The organism is Microcoleus sp. B13-B6 (assembly GCF_036705405.1).
Lineage (GTDB): Bacteria > Cyanobacteriota > Cyanobacteriia > Cyanobacteriales > Microcoleaceae > Microcoleus.
Map to the genome: position 1 here is coordinate 32847 of NZ_JAUBUJ010000057.1, position 19540 is coordinate 52386.

At 46.7% G+C, this 19540-nt stretch carries 13 protein-coding genes; 5 read left to right on the plus strand and 8 right to left on the minus strand.

Translation table 11 applies throughout. The annotated features are described in order from the left end of the window. Nucleotides 1-332 precede the first annotated feature (332 nt). Together dndD and dndE are read left to right on the plus strand one after the other, a co-directional pair. Nucleotides 333-2330 (plus strand): DNA sulfur modification protein DndD, encoded by a 1998-nt coding sequence (gene dndD / locus QUB35_RS23220; protein WP_333144053.1) that lies wholly within the window; start codon nucleotides 333-335, stop codon nucleotides 2328-2330. A 266-nt stretch (nucleotides 2331-2596) separates the two neighbouring features. Then, nucleotides 2597-2998, plus strand: a complete 402-nt coding sequence (dndE, locus tag QUB35_RS23225; protein ID WP_333144054.1) for a DNA sulfur modification protein DndE — start codon at nucleotides 2597-2599, stop codon at nucleotides 2996-2998. Between the two features lie 126 nt (nucleotides 2999-3124). Here dndE and thiD read toward each other — a convergent pair whose 3' ends face one another. Both thiD and QUB35_RS23235 read right to left on the minus strand, forming a co-directional pair. Continuing rightward, nucleotides 3125-3934, minus strand: coding sequence for a bifunctional hydroxymethylpyrimidine kinase/phosphomethylpyrimidine kinase (gene thiD, locus QUB35_RS23230; RefSeq protein WP_333144055.1), 810 nt, complete (start codon nucleotides 3932-3934; stop codon nucleotides 3125-3127). Beyond that, nucleotides 3931-4128, minus strand: a complete 198-nt coding sequence (locus QUB35_RS23235; RefSeq protein ID WP_333144056.1) for a hypothetical protein — start codon at nucleotides 4126-4128, stop codon at nucleotides 3931-3933. The genes thiD and QUB35_RS23235 overlap by 4 nt, the downstream gene beginning before the upstream one ends. A gap of 50 nt (nucleotides 4129-4178) precedes the next feature. On the opposite strand from QUB35_RS23235, the gene QUB35_RS23240 reads away from it, so the two are divergent. Next, nucleotides 4179-4958: an MBL fold metallo-hydrolase gene (locus QUB35_RS23240; RefSeq protein ID WP_333144057.1), complete on the plus strand. Its 780-nt coding sequence runs from the start codon at nucleotides 4179-4181 to the stop codon at nucleotides 4956-4958. Between the two features lie 154 nt (nucleotides 4959-5112). Here QUB35_RS23240 and ftsZ read toward each other — a convergent pair whose 3' ends face one another. Then, nucleotides 5113-6387, minus strand: a complete 1275-nt coding sequence (ftsZ, locus tag QUB35_RS23245; RefSeq protein WP_333144058.1) for a cell division protein FtsZ — start codon at nucleotides 6385-6387, stop codon at nucleotides 5113-5115. 335 nt (nucleotides 6388-6722) lie between these two features. Continuing rightward, nucleotides 6723-7625, minus strand: a complete 903-nt coding sequence (locus QUB35_RS23250; RefSeq protein WP_333144059.1) for an FtsQ-type POTRA domain-containing protein — start codon at nucleotides 7623-7625, stop codon at nucleotides 6723-6725. A gap of 337 nt (nucleotides 7626-7962) precedes the next feature. Here QUB35_RS23250 and QUB35_RS23255 point away from each other — a divergent pair, with 337 nt between their 5' ends. After that, nucleotides 7963-9294 carry an ATP-binding protein gene (locus QUB35_RS23255; protein WP_333144060.1) on the plus strand — a complete coding sequence of 444 codons (1332 nt, stop codon included), beginning with the start codon at nucleotides 7963-7965 and terminating at the stop codon, nucleotides 9292-9294. Nucleotides 9295-9979: 685 nt separating this feature from the next. Beyond that, nucleotides 9980-15445, plus strand: coding sequence for a WD40 domain-containing protein (locus tag QUB35_RS23260; protein ID WP_333144061.1), 5466 nt, complete (start codon nucleotides 9980-9982; stop codon nucleotides 15443-15445). A 70-nt stretch (nucleotides 15446-15515) separates the two neighbouring features. On the opposite strand, the gene QUB35_RS23265 is transcribed toward QUB35_RS23260, so the two are convergent. From QUB35_RS23265 to QUB35_RS23280, 4 genes are all read right to left on the minus strand, one after another. Further along, entirely contained in the window at nucleotides 15516-16565 is a 1050-nt protein-coding gene (locus QUB35_RS23265; RefSeq protein WP_333144062.1) for a tetratricopeptide repeat protein, read from the minus strand. A 105-nt stretch (nucleotides 16566-16670) separates the two neighbouring features. After that, complete coding sequence (locus QUB35_RS23270) at nucleotides 16671-17177, minus strand: tetratricopeptide repeat protein (RefSeq protein ID WP_333144063.1); 507 nt, start codon at nucleotides 17175-17177, stop codon at nucleotides 16671-16673. Between the two features lie 110 nt (nucleotides 17178-17287). Beyond that, nucleotides 17288-18370 carry a tetratricopeptide repeat protein gene (locus QUB35_RS23275; protein WP_333144064.1) on the minus strand — a complete coding sequence of 361 codons (1083 nt, stop codon included), beginning with the start codon at nucleotides 18368-18370 and terminating at the stop codon, nucleotides 17288-17290. A gap of 31 nt (nucleotides 18371-18401) precedes the next feature. Then, on the minus strand, nucleotides 18402-19463 hold the full coding sequence (locus QUB35_RS23280; protein ID WP_333144065.1) for a hypothetical protein: 1062 nt from the start codon (nucleotides 19461-19463) through the stop codon (nucleotides 18402-18404). Nucleotides 19464-19540: the final 77 nt, after the last annotated feature.

A 19540-nucleotide genomic window follows, 5' to 3' on the forward strand; every position in this document is an offset into this window, starting at 1 on the left:
ACCCAGATTCAACAGTCACAAACTTCAGTCCTCTTCAGAGGACTTCAGCTATGAGACAGGGATTTCAATCCCTGTCGGACTGTCGGACTCACACATCGAGCCCGATCAATCAATCGAGTCGATCGGGCTTACCCGAAGATCCGCCGGGGATTGAAATCCCCGTCTCATAGCGAAAGTCGGTTAAAACCGACTAAAAACCCAGATTCAACAGTCACAAACTTCAGTCCTCTTCAGAGGACTTCAGCTATGAGACAGGGATTTCAATCCCTGTCGTACTGGGGGACTCACACATCGCACCCACCAACTTTCATCCCATCTCAACAACATCTACAATGCAATTCCTCGAACTCGTCCTCAAAAACTTCGGCCCCTATGCAGGCACCCAAACCATCAATCTCCGCCCCGAAAAAGACGGAAATCCCTGCCCAGTCATTTTATTTGGCGGCATGAATGGCGGCGGCAAAACCACCCTCATGGACGCCATTCGCCTCGCCCTCTACGGTGGCCGCGCCCAATGTTCCACCAGAGGCAATTTAAGCTACAGCGACTTTCTCAATCAATGCGTCAACCGCCACACTCCCCCATTAGAAGATACCCGCGTCGAACTAACATTTGAACAAGTCCAAGATGACAAATTAGCTCAATTCAAAATAGTTAGATACTGGAAAAAATCCGACATCAAAGACAACTTAAGCATTCTCATATACAGCGAGATTGTCAGCGATTGGTGGTCGGACAAAGCAATTACTAACACCTGGGACGAATACATCGAAACTCTTTTGCCCGTCGGAATATCCAACCTATTTTTGTTTGACGGCGAACAAGTAAAAGAACTCGCCGAACTCGAAACACCGCCAGAGTTTGTCGTCGGGGCGATTAAATCTCTTTTAGGTTTAGAATTAGCAGAACGCCTCGCCGTCGATTTAGAAATTTTAGCCGGCCGCAAGCGGAAAGAAATTGCTGGCAAAAAAGACTTGGCTGCTTTAGAGAAAATCGAACAAATTTTTCAGAAAATTTCTGATGAAATAGAGTTAGCTAAGCAAGAACAAGCCAGCTTTAAAAACGAATTAGATAAAGCTCAAAAAAATCAGCAACAAGCATCAGACAAATTTATTTATGAAGGCGGGAAAATTGCCGCCGATCGCAGTCAGCTAGACAGCAAGCTAAATGACTACAGAAATAAGGCCGACAAAAGCCGTCAAGCCATGATGGAATTGGCATCAAATACGCTACCACTAGCCCTAATTTCGCCCTTGCTAAGTGAAGCAAAAATTCAAGCAGAAACAGAAGCCAGCCAGCAGCAAGCAAAGATTGCCCAAAATCTTATCAAACAAAGAAGCGATCGCCTTCTCAACTATATCGCAGAAATCTCCTTAAATCCCCAACAGTTAGATAAAATTCAAGACTTCATCCGCCAAGAAAACCAAGAACTAGAACAGCAAGCCGGAACAGACGTTCCGCCCTGGATGAACGCCGACAACAACACCATCCAGCAACTAGAAAACCTCCTTAGCTACCAAATCAAAGCCCAGCAAATTCTAGCCCGCGACCAAATAGAAGAAATCAAAAACATCGAATCAGAAATTGACTTCACAGACAGAGAACTCGCAGCCGCAGCTTCCCCCGAAGCCTACGAAAAACTAGAAGAAGAAGTCAGGAAAGCCCAAAAAGCAGTCGCTATCGCAGCAGCAGCCTGCGAATCAGCCAACCGCCGCGTCGATGAATTAGAGAGAGAATTAGCCAAAAACCAAAAAGAACTAGAAAACTACAGCAGCGAATTCATCACCATCAGAAACAGCCAACACGTCATCGCTTCTATCGCCAAAGCCCAAGCCACCCTGAAACTATTTAAAGAAAAACTCACCCTCAAAAAACTCAACAAACTCGAAATAGAAATTACCGACTGTTTCCGCTACCTGTTGCATAAAACCGACCTGGTGCACAGAGTTGCGATCGACACTCAAACATTTAGCCTCTCCATTTACGATCCAGAAGGCAAACCGGTACCCAAACACCGACTTTCTGCCGGGGAAAAACAATTGCTGGCGATCGCCTTTTTGTGGGGATTGGCTAGAGTATCCGGGAGACAATTGCCAGTGGCGATCGACACTCCCTTGGGCCGCCTCGACTCCTCCCACAGAAACAACCTAGTGGAACGCTATTTCCCCTCGGCCAGCCACCAAGTCATCCTGCTTTCTACCGACACGGAAATTAGAAAAGTAGAATACGAAAAACTCCAAGAATTAGAGGCGATCGCCCACAGCTACCTCCTCAAATACGACTCCGCCAAACACCAAACCACCGTCGAAAAAGGTTACTTCTGGGAATAAAAATTCGCGCTAAAAAATAGCCGCAACCCCCTTGACTTTGCTGGGGAGTTGCGGTAGTATATATATCATAATGGGATGGTTGCGAAAATTTTATTTTTGCCACCATCCCATTATTAAGGATAAATCCTACTAAAATAAGAATACCAAAAAAAACCGATTTAATCAAGTCGCGCCGTGTAAAAAAATGTTAATTATTTCGGGTAATCTAGAGGCTTTGCTTCCCCAACATTAACACTGTTTACAATATACCAAAAAATCTCAAACTCATGGAACCACCAGTCGATCGCATCCGCCTCTCCCAAACAGGCAAAGACCAACTATCAAAACTGAAACGATCGACAAAAATCGATCAGTGGAATATTCTATGCAGGTGGGGATTTTGCCGATCGCTCGCCGAACCCAGCATCCCATCGCCAGTACCAATTCCCAGCGACAGCAACGTCGAATTAAGCTGGGATGTCTTCGGCGGCGACATGGCTGATATCTTGATAATTGCCCTCAAGCAGCGCTGTTATCAAGACAATTTAGGCACAGAAAAAGAAACTCTAGCCAAACAATTTCGCCTGCACTTGCACCGAGGGATTGGTTATTTGGCCGGCGATCCGAATATTAAGAAAATCGAAGACTTGGTGGCGATCGCTTTATCGCCTGAAAAATTAAGAAATTAACTGATTGTTGACAGTTGACAGTTGACAGTTGACAGTTGACAGTTGACAGTTGACAGTTGACAGTTGACAGTTGTTATTAGCAGGCCCAAGCGAGCAACAAATAAATAACCAATAACCAATAACTTCTTATTTCACTAAAAGGGGGAAAAAATGACCTACTGGGCCTTGACCTTCCCCAATATCCAAAGCATATTTGAGAGCAGTAGTAACATAATCCTTAGCCAATGTCACCGCCGTCAATAAATCTTTACCTAATGCTAAATTAGCGGCGATCGCAGCACTCAAAGTACAACCAGTCCCGTGAGTATTGGGAGTATCAACATTCTCAGTCTTCAACACATCCAACCGCGTACCATCAAACCAAACATCAATTCCCCGCAAATCTCCCGCCATCCCGCCGCCCTTCACCAAAACAGCTTTCGCACCCAAACGATAAATCTGCTGCGCCGCCGATCGCATATCGTCTAGAGAAACAATCTCTAAACCGCTCAAAATCTGAGCCTCAAACCGATTCGGAGTCACGACAGCAGCCATTGGAATCAAAACATCCCGCAAAAATGCGATCGCCCCGTCATCAATCAATCGATCGCCCGATCGTGAAACCATCACCGGATCGACAACCAAATTCCCTATTCCCAAAGCTTCCACCTGTGAAGCCACCGCCGCCATAATTTCCCGATTCAGCAGCATCCCAGTTTTCACAGCGTGTACCCCAATATCCCCAACCACCGCCTCAATTTGAGCCGCCACAGCCTCAGCAGACAAAGCATCAACTCGCATCACCCCCAAAGTATTTTGAGCCGTCACGCAAGTCAAAGCACTCGTACCGTGCACACAGTGAAACGCAAAAGTCCGCAAATCCGCCTGAATTCCGGCCCCGCCGCCACTATCGGAACCAGCCACAGTCAAAGCCACAGGAATCTTCGATTTAATCATCTTCTTTCAACCCCAGATAAACGCCAACTTGAACCAGACAAATCCCAATCATATCTGTGGCACGGGCGTCCCGCCTGTGCTTCCCCGTGCCACGGGCGTCCCGCCTGTGATTCCCCGTGGCACGGGCATCCCGCCTGTGCTTCCCCGTGGCACGGGCGTCCCGCCTGTGCTTCCGAAGGGGTTAAAATTCCCAAACAAAATTAGCTATGATTAAACCAAATGTAAAGAATTATTGCAAACAACCGTGAAACTCACCCGAATCGACCTCAACTCTTGGATCTTCCACATCGCCGGTCAAACCATCCTCGTCGATCCCTGGCTGGTCGATCCCCTCGTATTTTACGGTCAACCCTGGCTGTTCACCGCCTACCACAACACCCCCGTCCCCTTCACTCCCAGCACCTTACCGCCGATCGACCTCATCCTGATTTCCCAAGGATTAGACGACCACTGTCACAGACCAACACTCGAACAGCTCGATCGCACGATTCCCGCGATCGCCTCACCCACCGCCGCCAAAGTCCTCAGCAGTTTAGGTTACACCCATATCACATCTTTAGCCAATTGGCAAGAATTTAATTATAAAGAAAAGTTACAAATTACCGCCGTACCCGGAGCCGAAATCGGGCCCGGACAGGAAGAAAACGGCTACTTGCTCAAAGATTTAAGCAGCGGCGAGACACTTTATTACGAACCGCACCTGCCGCCATTAGAAAAAGTCAAACAGAAAATAGACACAGTAGACGTAGCCATCGCCCCAGTCATCGGTCAAATCTTCCCATTCCTCGGACAAGTCATCATCGGGCCTTCTGAAGCCCTCGGCCTGGCCCAAACACTGAAACCTAGGTTTTTCCTGCCTACAGCGGCGGGAGACATCCGAGCCACAGGCATTTTACCAATGTTAGTGCGCTCGATCGGCAGCATCCCCGAATTTCGCGATTTACTAGCAAAATCGGGACTCTCCACCCAACTCCTCGAACCCGAACCAGGACAAACCCTGGAAATTTTAGATTTTAGATTTTAGATTTTAGATTTTTTAGATTTGAGATTTTAGATGATCGATATTTTCGATTTTTTAGATGGGAGAGTGGAGATTCAATGCCAAATCCCCAATCTAAAATCCAAAATCGCCAAATCCAAAATCGCCAAATCCCCAATCTAAAATCTAAAATCTAAAATCATCTTGGCGGGCGACGGTTACGCAAAAACTCAGGAATATCCAATCCCAAATCCTGCGGCGGTTTCGCTTTCGGATCGGGCGTCTGTTGAGCAGGAGTCACCGGCACAGTTGCAGCCCGCCAAGGAGCATTAACATTTTGCGTCCGCCCCGGAGGCGGAGACGCCGGAACTTCCCCCGAAAAACCAGTAGCGATCACAGTAATCTTAATTTCGCCCTGAAGCCGCTCGTCAATCACCGCTCCAAAAATAATATTGGCATTCGGATCGACAACCTCGTAAATCGTCTCAGCCGCCGCATTCACCTCGTGCAGCGTCATGTCAGTACCGCCCGTGATGTTAAACACCACACCTCTAGCGCCCTCAATAGACGAAGCTTCCAGCAGAGGCGAAGAAATAGCCTGCATCGCAGCCTCCCTAGCCCGCGACTTGCCAGAACCCACGCCGATGCCCATCAAAGCCGAACCCGCATCAGCCATTACTGCCCGCACGTCAGCAAAGTCAACATTCACCAAACCGGGAATAGTAATAATGTCAGAAATACCCTGAACCCCTTGGCGCAGGATATCGTCAGCAACTCGAAAAGCCTCTTGTACGGGCATTTGTTCCGAAATCACAGACAGCAGCTTGTCGTTAGGAATTACAATCAGCGTATCCACCCGGGTTTGCAAAGCCGCAATCCCTTCCTCAGCTTGGCTGGTGCGCCGCCGTCCCTCAAACGTAAAAGGCCGCGTTACTATGCCTACAGTCAAGGCGCCCATTTCCTTAGCGACCTCAGCCACGATCGGAGCCGCGCCCGTGCCCGTACCGCCGCCCATGCCGGCTGTGATAAATACCAAATCCGCGTGATTCAGAGCATTAGCAACCTCGTCACGAGATTCCTCCGCAGCCTTTTGACCGATCGCCGGATTGCCCCCCGCCCCCAAACCGCGCGTCAACTTCTGTCCGACTTGCAAGCGTTTCGGAGCATTTGAGAGAACCAGAGCTTGGGAATCTGTATTCACACACCAAAACTCGACACCAGAAACCTCGCTGGCAATCATCCGGTTAACGGCGTTGCCCCCACCACCGCCGACGCCAATTACTTTGATTTTGGCGGCACTGCTGGGCATTATGTCTTTGGGATTGACCATAGGATCGATATCAATACTATCTACATTTACATAACCAGACTTGCGTCTAAAGGGATTGGCGGAATCTGCAGCCACCGGAAAATTTTTTACTTCTTCCGAAGGGGGACTGTCTTGGTCAGACCCCTGTCTATTATTAAGCTTCATTAGAGTCGGGGATGGTAGATTAGAGCTTGTTAACTAAACGCCAATTCACAATCAACTATAGGCTAAGTTGCGCGAAAAACTAACACTGATGGATGCTTAATGTTAGCAATCTCGGATTTTGCCGGCCTCGCTAGCCCAGACCTCGCTTGACGCCATCAAGGTGCTTGACCGGATCAAGGCAATTGTAAGCAAGGCAGAAGGAAAAAAAATGGATACTAGCCCCAGACGCGGAGCGCTATCCAAAAACTGTGCTGATTGCAAGCCCTGCCTATAGATCCTGATGGGCAAAAATTCTGCCTATCGATCGATACCTTCTACCTTCTGTTGACAGAGGATCAATTCTGGGCGCGAGTTGGTGCGGGAGTTGAACTTTCCAAACTGCCGGGGAGTTGTGGCAAATGGACGATCGGCGAAGCAGGATTTTTCAAGTCAATGTAGGCTATTTTGCTTGAATCTATCTGTTTTGGCAATTGTCGCATTCGGTCTAAAACCTTAAGTTGCTCCGCAGTCTTGGAACTGTACGGCCCTAAGTGTACGGTACCGATCTCTGTTTTCAAGATCAAGTTGTTCGGGTTTTGCCAATTAATCTCAAACACTTTCACCGTCAAGCCGCTGAGTCCTTGGTAAAACTTCGGCCAAGAGGCGCGATACTGTTCCAAAGGCCCGATGACTTTTAAAGTGGGCAAAGAACGCTGAGGCTGCGTTCCCGGAATGCTGCCGGGCCCGATCGAACTATTCTGCGATCGTACAGCAGTATAACTATCCGACGGCATCCAACCTCCGCGAGCGTCCAGCCACCCCACTTTTTCCTTGTCACTGTTCGATCGCAACACCGCCGTCGGCTGCGCCATCGCCACCGGCAGGCGTTCTGCCACTTCTATAGTCAAACTCGGCGGAAACAAGTTACGAGTCACCTTCGCTTTAGCGATGGGCCCCGTTGACTCCAGCTTTTGGGCCAGCGCCTGCGGTTGAATCCCCCACAATGATTGCGGGTAAGACAGCGGAACCAAAGACCGCACCGCCTTATCCGATAGCCACTGATTGCCCTCCACCTTCACTTGTTCCGATCGGGCAATCAACCAAGCCGGCTGCCCAATCCACCACAGCAAACCCCCGGCGATCGCGCTTGCTGCCAGCATTTGCCACACAACAGCCGCCAATCGAGCGCGTCTCTGCTGCCGCAACTTTTGGCGCCTGCGCCCTAACTCTGTTTGAGAAACCGCTCCAAAACTAGCCATCTACGTCTTGACAATATAGTAATTAAGGATTAGCACAAATTCAAAACTGTTTAATCTCTGTCTCTTGAGCCCTGTTTTCCCCTACCATTTAACCAGATCCCCGCAAATTTACCCAGACTCCTGCCAATATCAGTAATATCACGGATACCGCTAAGTAATAAAAAATTATTAATTAAAAGTTCCCAATTCCTGCGCCGGGAAAACCCCTTACCAGATAAAGGTTCTTTGGGTATTTAGGGCATTACCCCACAGGGCAAAAGGTTACAAATCAAACTAAACTCAAGTAAAGAAAGTTTAGACTTTCGATTAACTTTTTAACTTTTATTCGGCTTCCATTGTGATCGCACTCGAATTAGACAGATTCTATAAAGCCTGCAACCCCAGCAAGACCCTTGTTGCGGGAGACCCAGGGGATTATCAATACTACATTGATTTTGGTTCCGTGCGGGGCGGCAAAATCATTGAATCTTTACAGCGAACCATTACCCGCATCTCGCCTGACCAGCCAACCTGTCAGCTATTTACAGGACATATCGGCTGTGGCAAATCTACGGAATTGTTTCGACTCAAAGCTGAGCTCGAACAAGAGGGTTTTTGCGTCGTTTACTTCGAGTCTTCCCAAGACTTAGACATGGGTGATGTAGATATCAGCGATATTTTGCTGAGCATTGCGCGCCAAGTCAGCGAAACTATGGAATCCGCTAAAATCAAACTCAGACCGAGCTATTTTACAAATCTGTTTGCAGAAGTGGCAGAATTTTTGCAGACTCCCATAGATTTGTCAGCGGAAGCGGAGTTATCTATAGGCATTGCTAAAGTTACGGCTAAAACGAAAGACTCTCCCAAACTGCGATCGCAACTCAGGCAATATCTCGAACCCCGCACCAACAGCATCTTGCAGTCCATCAACGAAGAACTCCTCAACAAAGCTAACGCCGAACTCAAGCACCAAGGCAAAAAAGGACTCGCAGTCATCGTTGACAACCTCGATCGCCTTGACCCCTGCATCAAACCCAACGGACGCACCCAGCCAGAATACCTGTTTTTAGACCGCGGCGAACAGTTGAAAAAACTCAGTTGCCATGTCGTCTACACGATTCCCCTGACTTTGATTTTTTCCAACGACTTCGGCCGCCTCGCCAGTCGATTTGGAGTCAAGCCCAAGGTGATGCCGATGGTACCAGTGCAAGTGCGATCGGGCGAAGACCACCTCGAAGGAATGGCACTGCTGCGGCAGCTAGTATTAGCTAGAGCTTTCCCGAAAGTTGCTCCCCCTCAACGCCTTGATTTGATTTCCCAGGTGTTTGACTCTCCCGAAACTTTAGATCGGCTTTGTCGGATTAGTGGCGGTCACGTTCGCAATCTACTGATGCTTTTGTATAGCTGTTTGCAGCACGAAGACCCTCCCTTCTCTCGCGAATGCCTCGAAAGCGTCATTCAAGAATATCGCGATGACCTTTTGGGAGCCATCAATGACATGGAATGGGAATTGCTGTTTCAAGTCGTCAACCGACAAAGTGTAACCGGCGAAGAAGAGTCTCAAATCTTGTTGCGAAGTATGTTTGTCTTTGAATACCGCGATCAAGAAGGTCGTTGGTTTGGGATTAATCCAGCCCTAGCAGAAACCAGAAAATATAAGGAGTGGCTGCAGCGCACTGAAGCAAAATAGTTGGGATTTTTGAGATAGCTTCGCCACTCTAAGAACCCTTAACCACGAGGGACTTAGAAAGTATTTAACGGAAAATTCATCGCTCAAAAATCCGAAATTTTACCATCCAATACAGAAATCTGCCAGCGGTTTTTGCCACTGGCAGATTTCTGTTGAATGCTGGCTATAGGCGGTGAATGTTATTGTCCTGTAAAACTTTGCCACCACACTAAGGACTTTGCCCACTCTCAACTCTCATATCTGCAATGTCATACCCCCTATGTCTGTTTTTACCTGTTGCTCTTAACTTCACATAATCCCATCCCGGACGACAATTGTTTTGGCTGTTGTGTTAAATGCCTGCTACAGATATATGGGAGTTGTTTACTAATAGCTAGTCGTCGCTATAAGGATAAACTTAGCGGTTGGCTATTTACGATCTGTAGTCCTTTATATATACCTGAATCAAAAAATCTAAGATAACCTTAAATTTTTATTGGCAAGTCTAGCATTCTATGAGATTGAGAGGTATGATATCTTTACATTGGATCTAATAAATATGTAAGTATTGATAGGACAAGTACGGAAAACTACGTATTTATACAGAGATAAAGCGTGAGACAGAGACGGCGATGTCTAAGTAGATACGCTTTCAGTCACGATTGGCGAGCGTTAGGTAATTGATTAATGCAAAAGAGGTGCACGCATGACCGATCTAATTAAGGTACAAGAAACTGCCAACTACAACGAGCGATCGCTCAAAACTCTGGTCAGGTCAATCACAATGTCTCAACACCAATTCTCGCTAATTTTGGTGCGTTGCAACTACGAGCAGTTGCGGCAGACAATAGCGCAGCGGCTGCGAGAAGTGTCCCCAGTTCCAATTCAAGATATCGTCCTGCCACCTTCAGTTAAAACCCTCTACACGACCCTGCAGGCAAGCACTTTTCACGAGGGGTACTCGCCTGTCGGTGCCGCCTCGGCTTTGATGGTATTCGGTTTAGAAACAGTAGTAGCGATCGACGAATTGATGGCTTCTACCAATCAAGTGCGAGACGAATTTCGCAAAAATTTTTCCTGCCCAGTGATTTTGTGGGTAACAGATGATATCGTGACCAAAATGATTCGTCTGGCCCCGGATTTCAAAAGTTGGGCCGCCGCCACAATTAAATTTGAAATGGGCGTTGACGAATTAATTAATTTCCTCGCTAGGCGGGCCGATACTATATTTAAAATAGGCGAACTTAATCAAGAACTCGCCAGCAGCAACGTCAGCACCATCGCTAATTGTGAGACCTGCGACACCCAGTGCGAAAAACGCGACATGGAGCGCGAACTCAGCCCCAGAGAACGCTTTCTAACTTTTAACTCAGGGCCCCAAAACCCACGACAATCAGATGTCCACTCGTATTCGCCATTGAGTCCGGGCAATACCTTCGATTTGGCGATCGGCTCTTTGCCACGCCGAGAACTAGAATTAGCTTTAAGAGATTTACAAAATCGCGGTGAAGAATTAGAACCCGCCCTCAAAGCCAGCCTGCAATTCGTTCTCGGTCGAGATTACTATGTCAGCGATCAAACCGAAACAGCCTTAATTCACTACCAAGAAAGTTTAGCATTTTGGCAGCAGCAAACGGGCAACTGGGAACTGGCAAACTTGGAAAATTCCGAAAACCCAGAAACCTTCCCCTCCTTGTCGAATCCTGTCCCCAATATTTTATTTTTAGAGAGAGAAGGCATAGTGCTGTTTCACATAGCCCTGTGTCACCGCTTGCAAGCAGCCAGAAACCCGGTTGCCAACCGCCAGCACTGGGAACAAGCTTGGATTAGCCTGGAACAATCTAGAAACGCTTTCTCCCTGGCCTCACGCCCGGAATTAGTAGCTGAGGTGACAGCACACCTCGGAGAAGTGCTGCAGCGCCTGAAAGCTTGGGGAGAGTTGCAAGCATTAGCTGAAAATTCTTTGCAGTTGCACTTCACTTACGGTACTCCCAGCCAACTAGCTCAAGATTACGGCTTTTTGGCTGAAGTTGCCCTGCAAGAGTCGAGGTGGAGTCAAGCCCGCCAGCTAGCCGAGTTGGCTTTGGCGATTTTGGATCAAACGCCTAATGATTTGAGATTGCTGATTGAAGATTTGAGATTGGGGTTTGAGGGAAATTATCCAGAATTTCTGGGCCCTAATGAGTTAAGTAACGAACCCAAATCTAAAATCCAACATCCTAAATCCGACAGGAGTTCGTATCTTTTACTTTTAGCCCGAAGTTTGCGGCAGCTAGGCCAGTGGGAAGCGGCGGTTCGTTCTTTGGAGTTGGCTCAATCTCAAAGCGAGCCGAAGTACGACCCCCGACTTTACATCGATATTTTGACGGAATTACAAGCGGTTTATTTCGAGCAGGGAGAGTATCTTAAAGCGTTTCGGATTAAAAAAACCCAGCGTTCGATCGAATATCAATACGGATTTAGAGCTTTTATCGGAGCCAGCCAATTGCAGCAGCAGCGCCAAGCGGTCAATCCTTCAGGCCCCTCAGCTCAAAACCAAGCTGCCATCGCAGCCGAAATGACAGCTTACTCGCGCCAAACAGATATCAATAGCTTGCTAGAAAGAATTAGCAGGGACGACCATAAATTAACTATTATTCATGGGCCCAGCGGAGTCGGGAAAAGTTCTCTAGTCAATGCCGGCTTAGTACCAGCTTTGAAAAATATTACTCCGGGCGCGCGGGATACATTGCCTGTAGTAGTCAAAGTTTACACCGACTGGCTGGTGGAGTTAGAAAATGCTTTGAACAGCGCACTGTACGACAAACAAGCCGAAGAGGAAAGTAAATTAATCTCGAAAGGACTACAGGAAATCCACAAAAGAAGTTGCTCGCTGATTCCGGCTCGCAGCTCGGAAGTCTCTTCTTTTATTATAGAGCAGTTGCGCGAAAATGCCACAAATAATTTGTTGACTGTGCTGATTTTCGATCAATTTGAAGAGTTTTTCTTTGTTTCGACTTCAGTGGCACAAAGACAACTTTTTTATAATTTTTTGCGTTTGTTTTTGAACTTGCCTTATGTCAAGATCATTCTGTGCTTGCGCGAAGATTATTTGCACTACTTACTAGATTGCGATCGCTTCCCTAATCTTGACGCTATTAACAATAACATTCTCGACAAAAGTATCCGCTACCAACTGCGGAGTTTTTCTATCAAAGACGCGCGGGCTGTCATCGGACACTTAACAGAACGGGCGGAATTTTATTTAGAGCCGGCACTGATCGATGCCTTCGTAGAAGATTTAGCAGACGAACTGCAAGAAGTGCGACCAATCGAATTGCAGGTAGTAGGAGCGCAACTACAAGAAGAAGGTATTACCAGTCTAGCACAATACCAGCAATTGGGGGACAATCCCAAAGCGGAATTAGTGAAGCGATCGCTCGAAAGAGTCATCTCTGACTGTGGCCTGGTTAACGAAGACGCAGCTTGGAAAATCTTGTTTTCCCTGACAGATGAAAGAGGCGTTAGACTGATAAAAACTAAACACGAACTCTCATTAGTTACAGGCTCGCAGCCAGCCGATGCCCGCGAAACCGAATTATCGGCGATCGGCAGAAACCGAATTCCCCTACCGCGACACTTCGCCAAAGACCCTGAAAGCCGACAAAAGAAAACCGACAACCTCGACTTAATTTTAGACATTTTAGTTGGTCACGGTTTGCTATTTCTGCTACGGGAAGCCCCCGAAGACCGCTATCAATTGGTACACGACTATTTAGTGCGACCGATCCGCCAAAGATTCGGCTTAGAAGCGAGACTGCACAAAGCAGAAGCAGACAAAAAAATGAGTCAAGCACAGCTCTACCGAGCCAATACTTTTCTCAAACAACTGCTGGGATTAGCAGTGATCGGCGTCATGCTGCTCACCAGTTCCACCATCGCCGCCGTAAATTTTTGGTGGCGGGCTGTGGGTCAAAAACAGCTAGCTGTCGCTCAAACTCAGCGAGCCGAAATCAGTACCCTGACAGCCGCTTCAGAAGCACTTTATTTCTCAAACAACAAATTTGACGCCATGATGGAAAGTTTGAGAGCTGGTAAAAAGTGGAAACAGATCGAACACTCCCAACAAATGTCTACTCTCAAAGACACCGAAATTCTGATTTCTGCCGCCCTCCAGCAGGCAGTTTATGGAGTCAAAGAACGCAACCGCTTGGAAGGACACGGCGATGTAGTTTGGGGTCTTAGCTTCAGTCCAGACGGTGAAACAATAGCTTCCTCCAGTGTAGATAAAACAGTCAAACTTTGGCGGCGCGACGGCAGTTTGCAGGCAACTTTTAAAGGTCATACTAACAGCGTCTCCTGTGTCACGTTCAGTCCCGACAACAAAATCATAGCCTCGGCCAGTTTAGATAAAACTGTCAAAATTTGGCAAACAGACGGCAGTTTACTGGCAACTTTCAAAGGGCATACTAATAGCGTTACCAGCGTTGCTTTTAGCTCGGACGGTCAAACGATCGCCAGTGGCTCTACAGACAAAACTATCAAACTTTGGAAAACCGATGGCACGCTGCTGCGAACGATCGAACAATTTGCTCCCGTAAATTGGCTAAGCTTCAGCCGCGACGGCAAAATAATCGCTGTGGCGAGCGATGACGGTACTGTGAAACTGTGGAGTTCCGACGGTAAGTTAATCGCTAATTTATGGCACAGCGAAAACAGACAACCCTCGAAAATTTACACCGTCAGTTTCTCCCCCGATGGTGAAACGATCGCCAGTGCGGGTGAAGATAAAACGGTGAAAATCTGGAGCCTCGCTGCACTAAAACACCCAGCAACAGAAAATTCAACACAAGCAAAAAAAGGTGAACTGCTCGCAACTTTGCGGGGACACAGCAAGTGGGTATTTGGTGTCAGTTTCTCCCCCGACGGTCAAACCCTTGCTTCTGGAAGTGCAGACGGGACTGTCAAACTCTGGAATCTTGCTGGTGTTGGCGACAAACGCCCAACCGATGCTAGCAACATTAAGCCAGAGAGTCGCTTACTGAGAACTTTTGAGGGACACGCCGATCGAGTTACTCAGGTGAGTTTTAGCCCGGAAGGCAAAACCTTGGCTTCGGCAAGTTTTGACAAAACTATCAGGCTGTGGCGACTCGATGACGTGCCGCTCAAAACCCTCGACGGACACCAAAACCGGGTGCAAGGCGTTACTTTCAGCCCCGACGGCCAAAGGCTGGCTTCTGCTTCTACGGACAACACTATCAAACTCTGGAGTCGCACGGGAGTTTTGCTCGAAACCTTGGAAGGACACACTCAGAGAGTCGCCAGCGTCAGTTTCAGCCCCGACGGCCAGCTACTTGCTTCTGGGAGTTACGACAAAACGGTGAAGGTGTGGAGTTTGACAGAAGATGGCATGAATAATATTCTCCCTTGTCCTTCGGCTCCGCTATTCCCGTGTTCGCCTTCTGTGCTGTTCACTCTCGACGGCCACGCTGACAGCGTGATGAGCGTGAGTTTTAGCCCCGACAGCGAGATTCTGGCAACGGCTAGCAAGGATAAGACTGTGAAACTCTGGACTAGAAACGGCAGGCTGATTAAGACTTTGACGGGACACACAGGCTGGGTGACTGGGGTGACTTTCAGTCCCGACGGCTCGATGCTGGCTTCTGCAAGCGATGATGGTACTCTCAAACTCTGGAATCGGGACGGTCGTTTGCTAAGAACTTTTGAAGCAGCTCACAACAGTTTTGTGTTGGGGGTTGCTTTTAGCCCTGATGGCAAAATGCTGGCTTCGGCTGGTTACGACAATTCGGTGAAATTGTGGAAGGTAGATGGGACTTTGGTGGCGACGCTGCTGAAGGGTTCTAGCGACAGCGTGACTAGCGTGGGTTTTAGCCCGGATGGTTTGTTGGTTGCTTCGGGCAGTTACGATCATAAGGTGAAGCTGTGGAGTCGCAGCGGGACTTTGCTGAAAACTTTGACGGGTCACAAGGATAGTGTGATGAGTGTGAGTTTTAGCCCGGATGGGAAGGTTCTGGCTTCTGCAGGCCGGGATAATCGGGTGATTTTGTGGAATTTGGATCTTGACGATTTGCTGGTGAGGGGCTGTGACTGGGTGGGAGATTATTTGAGAACTAATCCTAATGTGAGCGATCGCGATCGGCGTCTCTGTGACGGGGTTGGGGCAAAACCTTAGTTTTAGTCATTTGCTCCTTTCATTTTTTCTTGGGATACAGTTGAAACAAGCTCAGTTTTTTCAGGATTTTTTACTCTTTTGCTTCGGGTAACATTAGTAGTAAATCATCACAACAATCGCTGTTTTTTTGGTAGAGTTCGCATATCTCTCTTGCTGAGTCACCATCAAAAATACAACTTCGCTCTTCAGCCATAGCTGCTAAGTTAAACATTCTGCGTTCTTCTGCTGGCCATCCAATGTCCATCCATTTCTCCCAAGACCAACCCCTTGAATCAAGTTGTTCTAAGTCAATGGAGCGAGCTGGTATTGGCATAGGAGTTTTGAAAGGTGATGGGTCGAGCAGTCGGGATTTTTCTTGAGCAAACATTTCTTTCCCGAAATCGCTGAAACGGTCTAAATGTTTTTCTATTTTGGCAACTAAGGCTCGCACTTCGCCAAATTGTTCAAAAGTCCACAGCACATTAGCTAACTGATAGAGAATGACAGGATTGGACGGATCGTACTTCAGGGCCTCTCTATACAGTGGCAATACTTTGTTGAACTTTCCATACCCAAACCAGAGGCGATTCGCTTCATCAAATAATCGCTTTGCGTCTGGGAACATTAGTTCTAAATACCCAAAACAATTGTCGTTTTCTTGCTTGAGTTTGCGTTTTTCTATTTGTGATTGACGAGTGATAAACGGAAAACTTCGCTCTTCACCCAGGGCGGCTAAGTTAAACATTCTGCGCTGTTTTGCTGCTGATGAAATACACATCCATTGTTTGTGAGATAAACCCATTGAATTAAGTTCTTTTAAGTCAATGGAGCAAGCTGGTATTGGCATCGGAGTTTTGAAAGGTGATGGAGAAAGCAGCCTGGGTTTTGCTTTAGCAAACACTTCTTTCCCGAAATCGCTGAGACGGTCTAAGTTTCTTTCTATTTTGGCAACTAACGCTCGCACTTCGTCAAATTCTTCAAAAGCCCACAGCACGTTAGCTAGCTGATAGATAATGACAGAATTAGACGGATCGTACTTCAGGGCCTCTCTATACAGTGGCAATACTTTGTTCAACTTTCCTTGCGAAAACCAGAGACGATTCGCTTCATCAAATAACCGCTTTGCTTCTATGATATTCATGTTTTTCCACTCGTTCTGAAAAAGCTGAGATTCTTCAAATTTCTCTAAAAAAGCTCAGCTTTTTCAAAGAATTTTTTACTCTTTTGCATCGGGGAACATTAGTAGTCAATCATCAAAACAATCGCTGTTTTTATCGTCTAATTTGCATATCTCTCTTGCTGAGTCACCATCGAAAAGATAACCTCTATCTCGATCCCGGGCTGCTAAGTTAAACATTCTGCGCTGTTCTGCTGGCGATCTAATGTCCATCCATTTCTCCCAAGGCCAACGCTTTGAATCAAGTTCTTCTAAGTCAATGGAGCAAGCTGGTATGGGCATCGGAGTTTTGAAAGGTGATGGAGCGAGCAACCGGGATTTTTCTTTAGCAAACATTTCTTTCCCGAAATCGCTGAAACGGTCTAAGTGTTTTTCTATTTTGGCAACTAACGCTGGCACTGCGTCAAATTGTTCAAAAGCCCACAGCACGTTAGCTAGCTGATAGAGAATGACAGGATTGGTTGGATCGTACTTCAGGGCCTTTCGATACAGAGGTAGCACTTTGTTGAACTTTATATCCCCAAACCACAGACGATTCGCTTCATCAAATAACCGCTTTGCTTCTATGTGATTCATAGTTCTCAACTTCCTCTTTGACTTTGGCAACAATGTGAATTATGGTCTCGGACTAATGTCTTGATGGTAAGGTCTTAAGTAAGTTTGAAATATTGCACAGAGAAGTTACCTTAATCTCGTCGCATATAATTTAAGTTCGATCGATCGCTCTCATTCTCGCGTCGCAGCTCTTCTTCCTCCTTAAGTATTTCAGAGTCATACCAACCCTTACCATTAAGATAAGTTTCGTAAGCCAAAAGAAACATTCTACGATCTTCAGCAGCAGCACTAATTACAGACCAATTATTCCTATTAAAATTCATCGAATAAAGTTGCTTGAGGTCGATTTCCCACGCGGGAATGGGCAGAGGCGGCCTATAAGAGGGACGTTGCAGTAGCCACTCTTTCATTGTAGCAAAAAGCTTTCTGCCCCTCTCACTCAGACGGTCTTGATAAAGGGATGCCAGATCGAGTGCTTGCACAGCTTCATCGAACCGTTCAAAGGCTCGCAGCACAACCGCAAGTTGATAGAGCATTACTGGGTCAGTCGGGTCGTACTTGAGGGCTTCTTGATAAATTGGTAGAACAAGGTGATAGCGTCCTTCCTTAAACCAGAAATGATTGGCTTTCTCAAATAGCTGTCTGGCGGATGGTCGCAGATTATTTAATATTGCGATATCGCTCTGATTATTAAGTCTGGCTTGTTCGGCTTCCCAAGTTTTTTGGAATTCAGAAAAAGGCAGACTTCTGTCATAGGTAATTGCTGCCAAAAGAAACATTCTCCGCTCGCTAGCAGCAATAGCAATTTCAAGCCACTCATTATAATTAAAAGTCTTTAAGACAAATTGTTTTATGTCGATTTCTATTGCTGGTATGGGCAAGGGCCGTGCATTATAAAGATGTTTCAGCAGCCATTTTTTCCTTCTATCTAAAAGTTTTCTGCCTATTTTGCTGAGAAGGATTTGGTGAAGAGATGCCATTTCGAGTGCAAGTGCTGCCTCATCGAAGCGCTCAAACGCCCGCAGAACCACAGCCAGTTGATAGAGCATTACTGGGTCAGTGGGGTCGTACTTGAGGGCTTCTAGATAAAGCGGTAGGACAAGGTGATAGCATCCTTCCTCAAACCAGAAATGATTGGCTTGCTCAAACAGCCTTCTGGCTTCTGCTGGGTTGACTGCTTTTACGTCTTTTGGTGGGAAGAAAAATTCAGTCATAGCAACACAATTGGGTAGGAGTTGAAACGTTTTATGGGAGGTTTTGATGGTAGTTGATTAGGTAGGTATCCAATATTGGTTGAACCATCTCTCTCACACCGCGATTAATCGTTGATTTAGCTGAATTCAATAATATAGCCAGGCTATTACCTTGATCTTTATTTTGTTTCAAGAATCCGTCAGAAGTTTCTTCAAGCTGTGCGGCAAATTCTCTTAATTCCGCAGCTATCTGAGCGGGTGTTTTATTCACCTCGCCTCCAACTCCCGGTAGAAGACCATCGATAATGTTGGCAACGTTATTGAGCATTGCTTCAGCATCATAAGTTTTAAGGATTCTAGTAGATACTTCTTCAGGATTCAAGGCGGCTCGAATCGCTTCCATAACGGTAACTTGCTGGTTAACCTGTGCTTGCAGTGTGCTGAAAACAGGTGTTATAGCTTCCATTGCTTCTATGTTACCAAGAGCCATGAAATAGTTAAATGCACGTTTGGCCGCTTTGAGATATTTCCCATCTGGGTTATAGCCTGATTCCGGGTCTTTTTTGTTATTGAATACCAGCTCGAATACCTCTTTACGCATTGTACTGGCATACCAACCCAGTTTTTCCTTGGGAAATGTTTCGGGCTGCTTAAGGATAAAGGCAGTCTGAAACTCCGCTCCACCCGGTCGAGTTTCCAAAGGAAGATTTGTGGTGCTTGTATCTTCTTCGATTAGGTAAAATTCTGCATCCTCAGAGAAAGGCTGAGTAGAGAAAAGAATCTCTCCAGTAGTTGCCTGTTTAGCGGAGATGCCTAAAACCTTAGTAATGCCGATAAAACGGTTTCCATCGACCTTCGCCCGCCAGAAGGTATTGATAAAATCCCGATCTGTCCCATTTAATCCTTGTAATGCCTCCGAAATTGTACTGCGATTATTTTCAAGTTCGCTAAGACTCTTATATACTAATCGCTCTCCTTTGGAACTTCTAATCATAATCTTCTCAAATTCAACTCTTGGGTTTGTTTGATTGCGTCTTACAAAGTCGATAAGAGTATCGACAATAGCTGTCGCTGCGTTTTGAGCATTGGGAGCGGATACGTCAAACGTTTCCACATAACGGGACTTAAACAAATTTTAAGCCCAAACAAAGCCTAAACTGGCTTTATAAGCGGAGAATACGTCCCAATTTT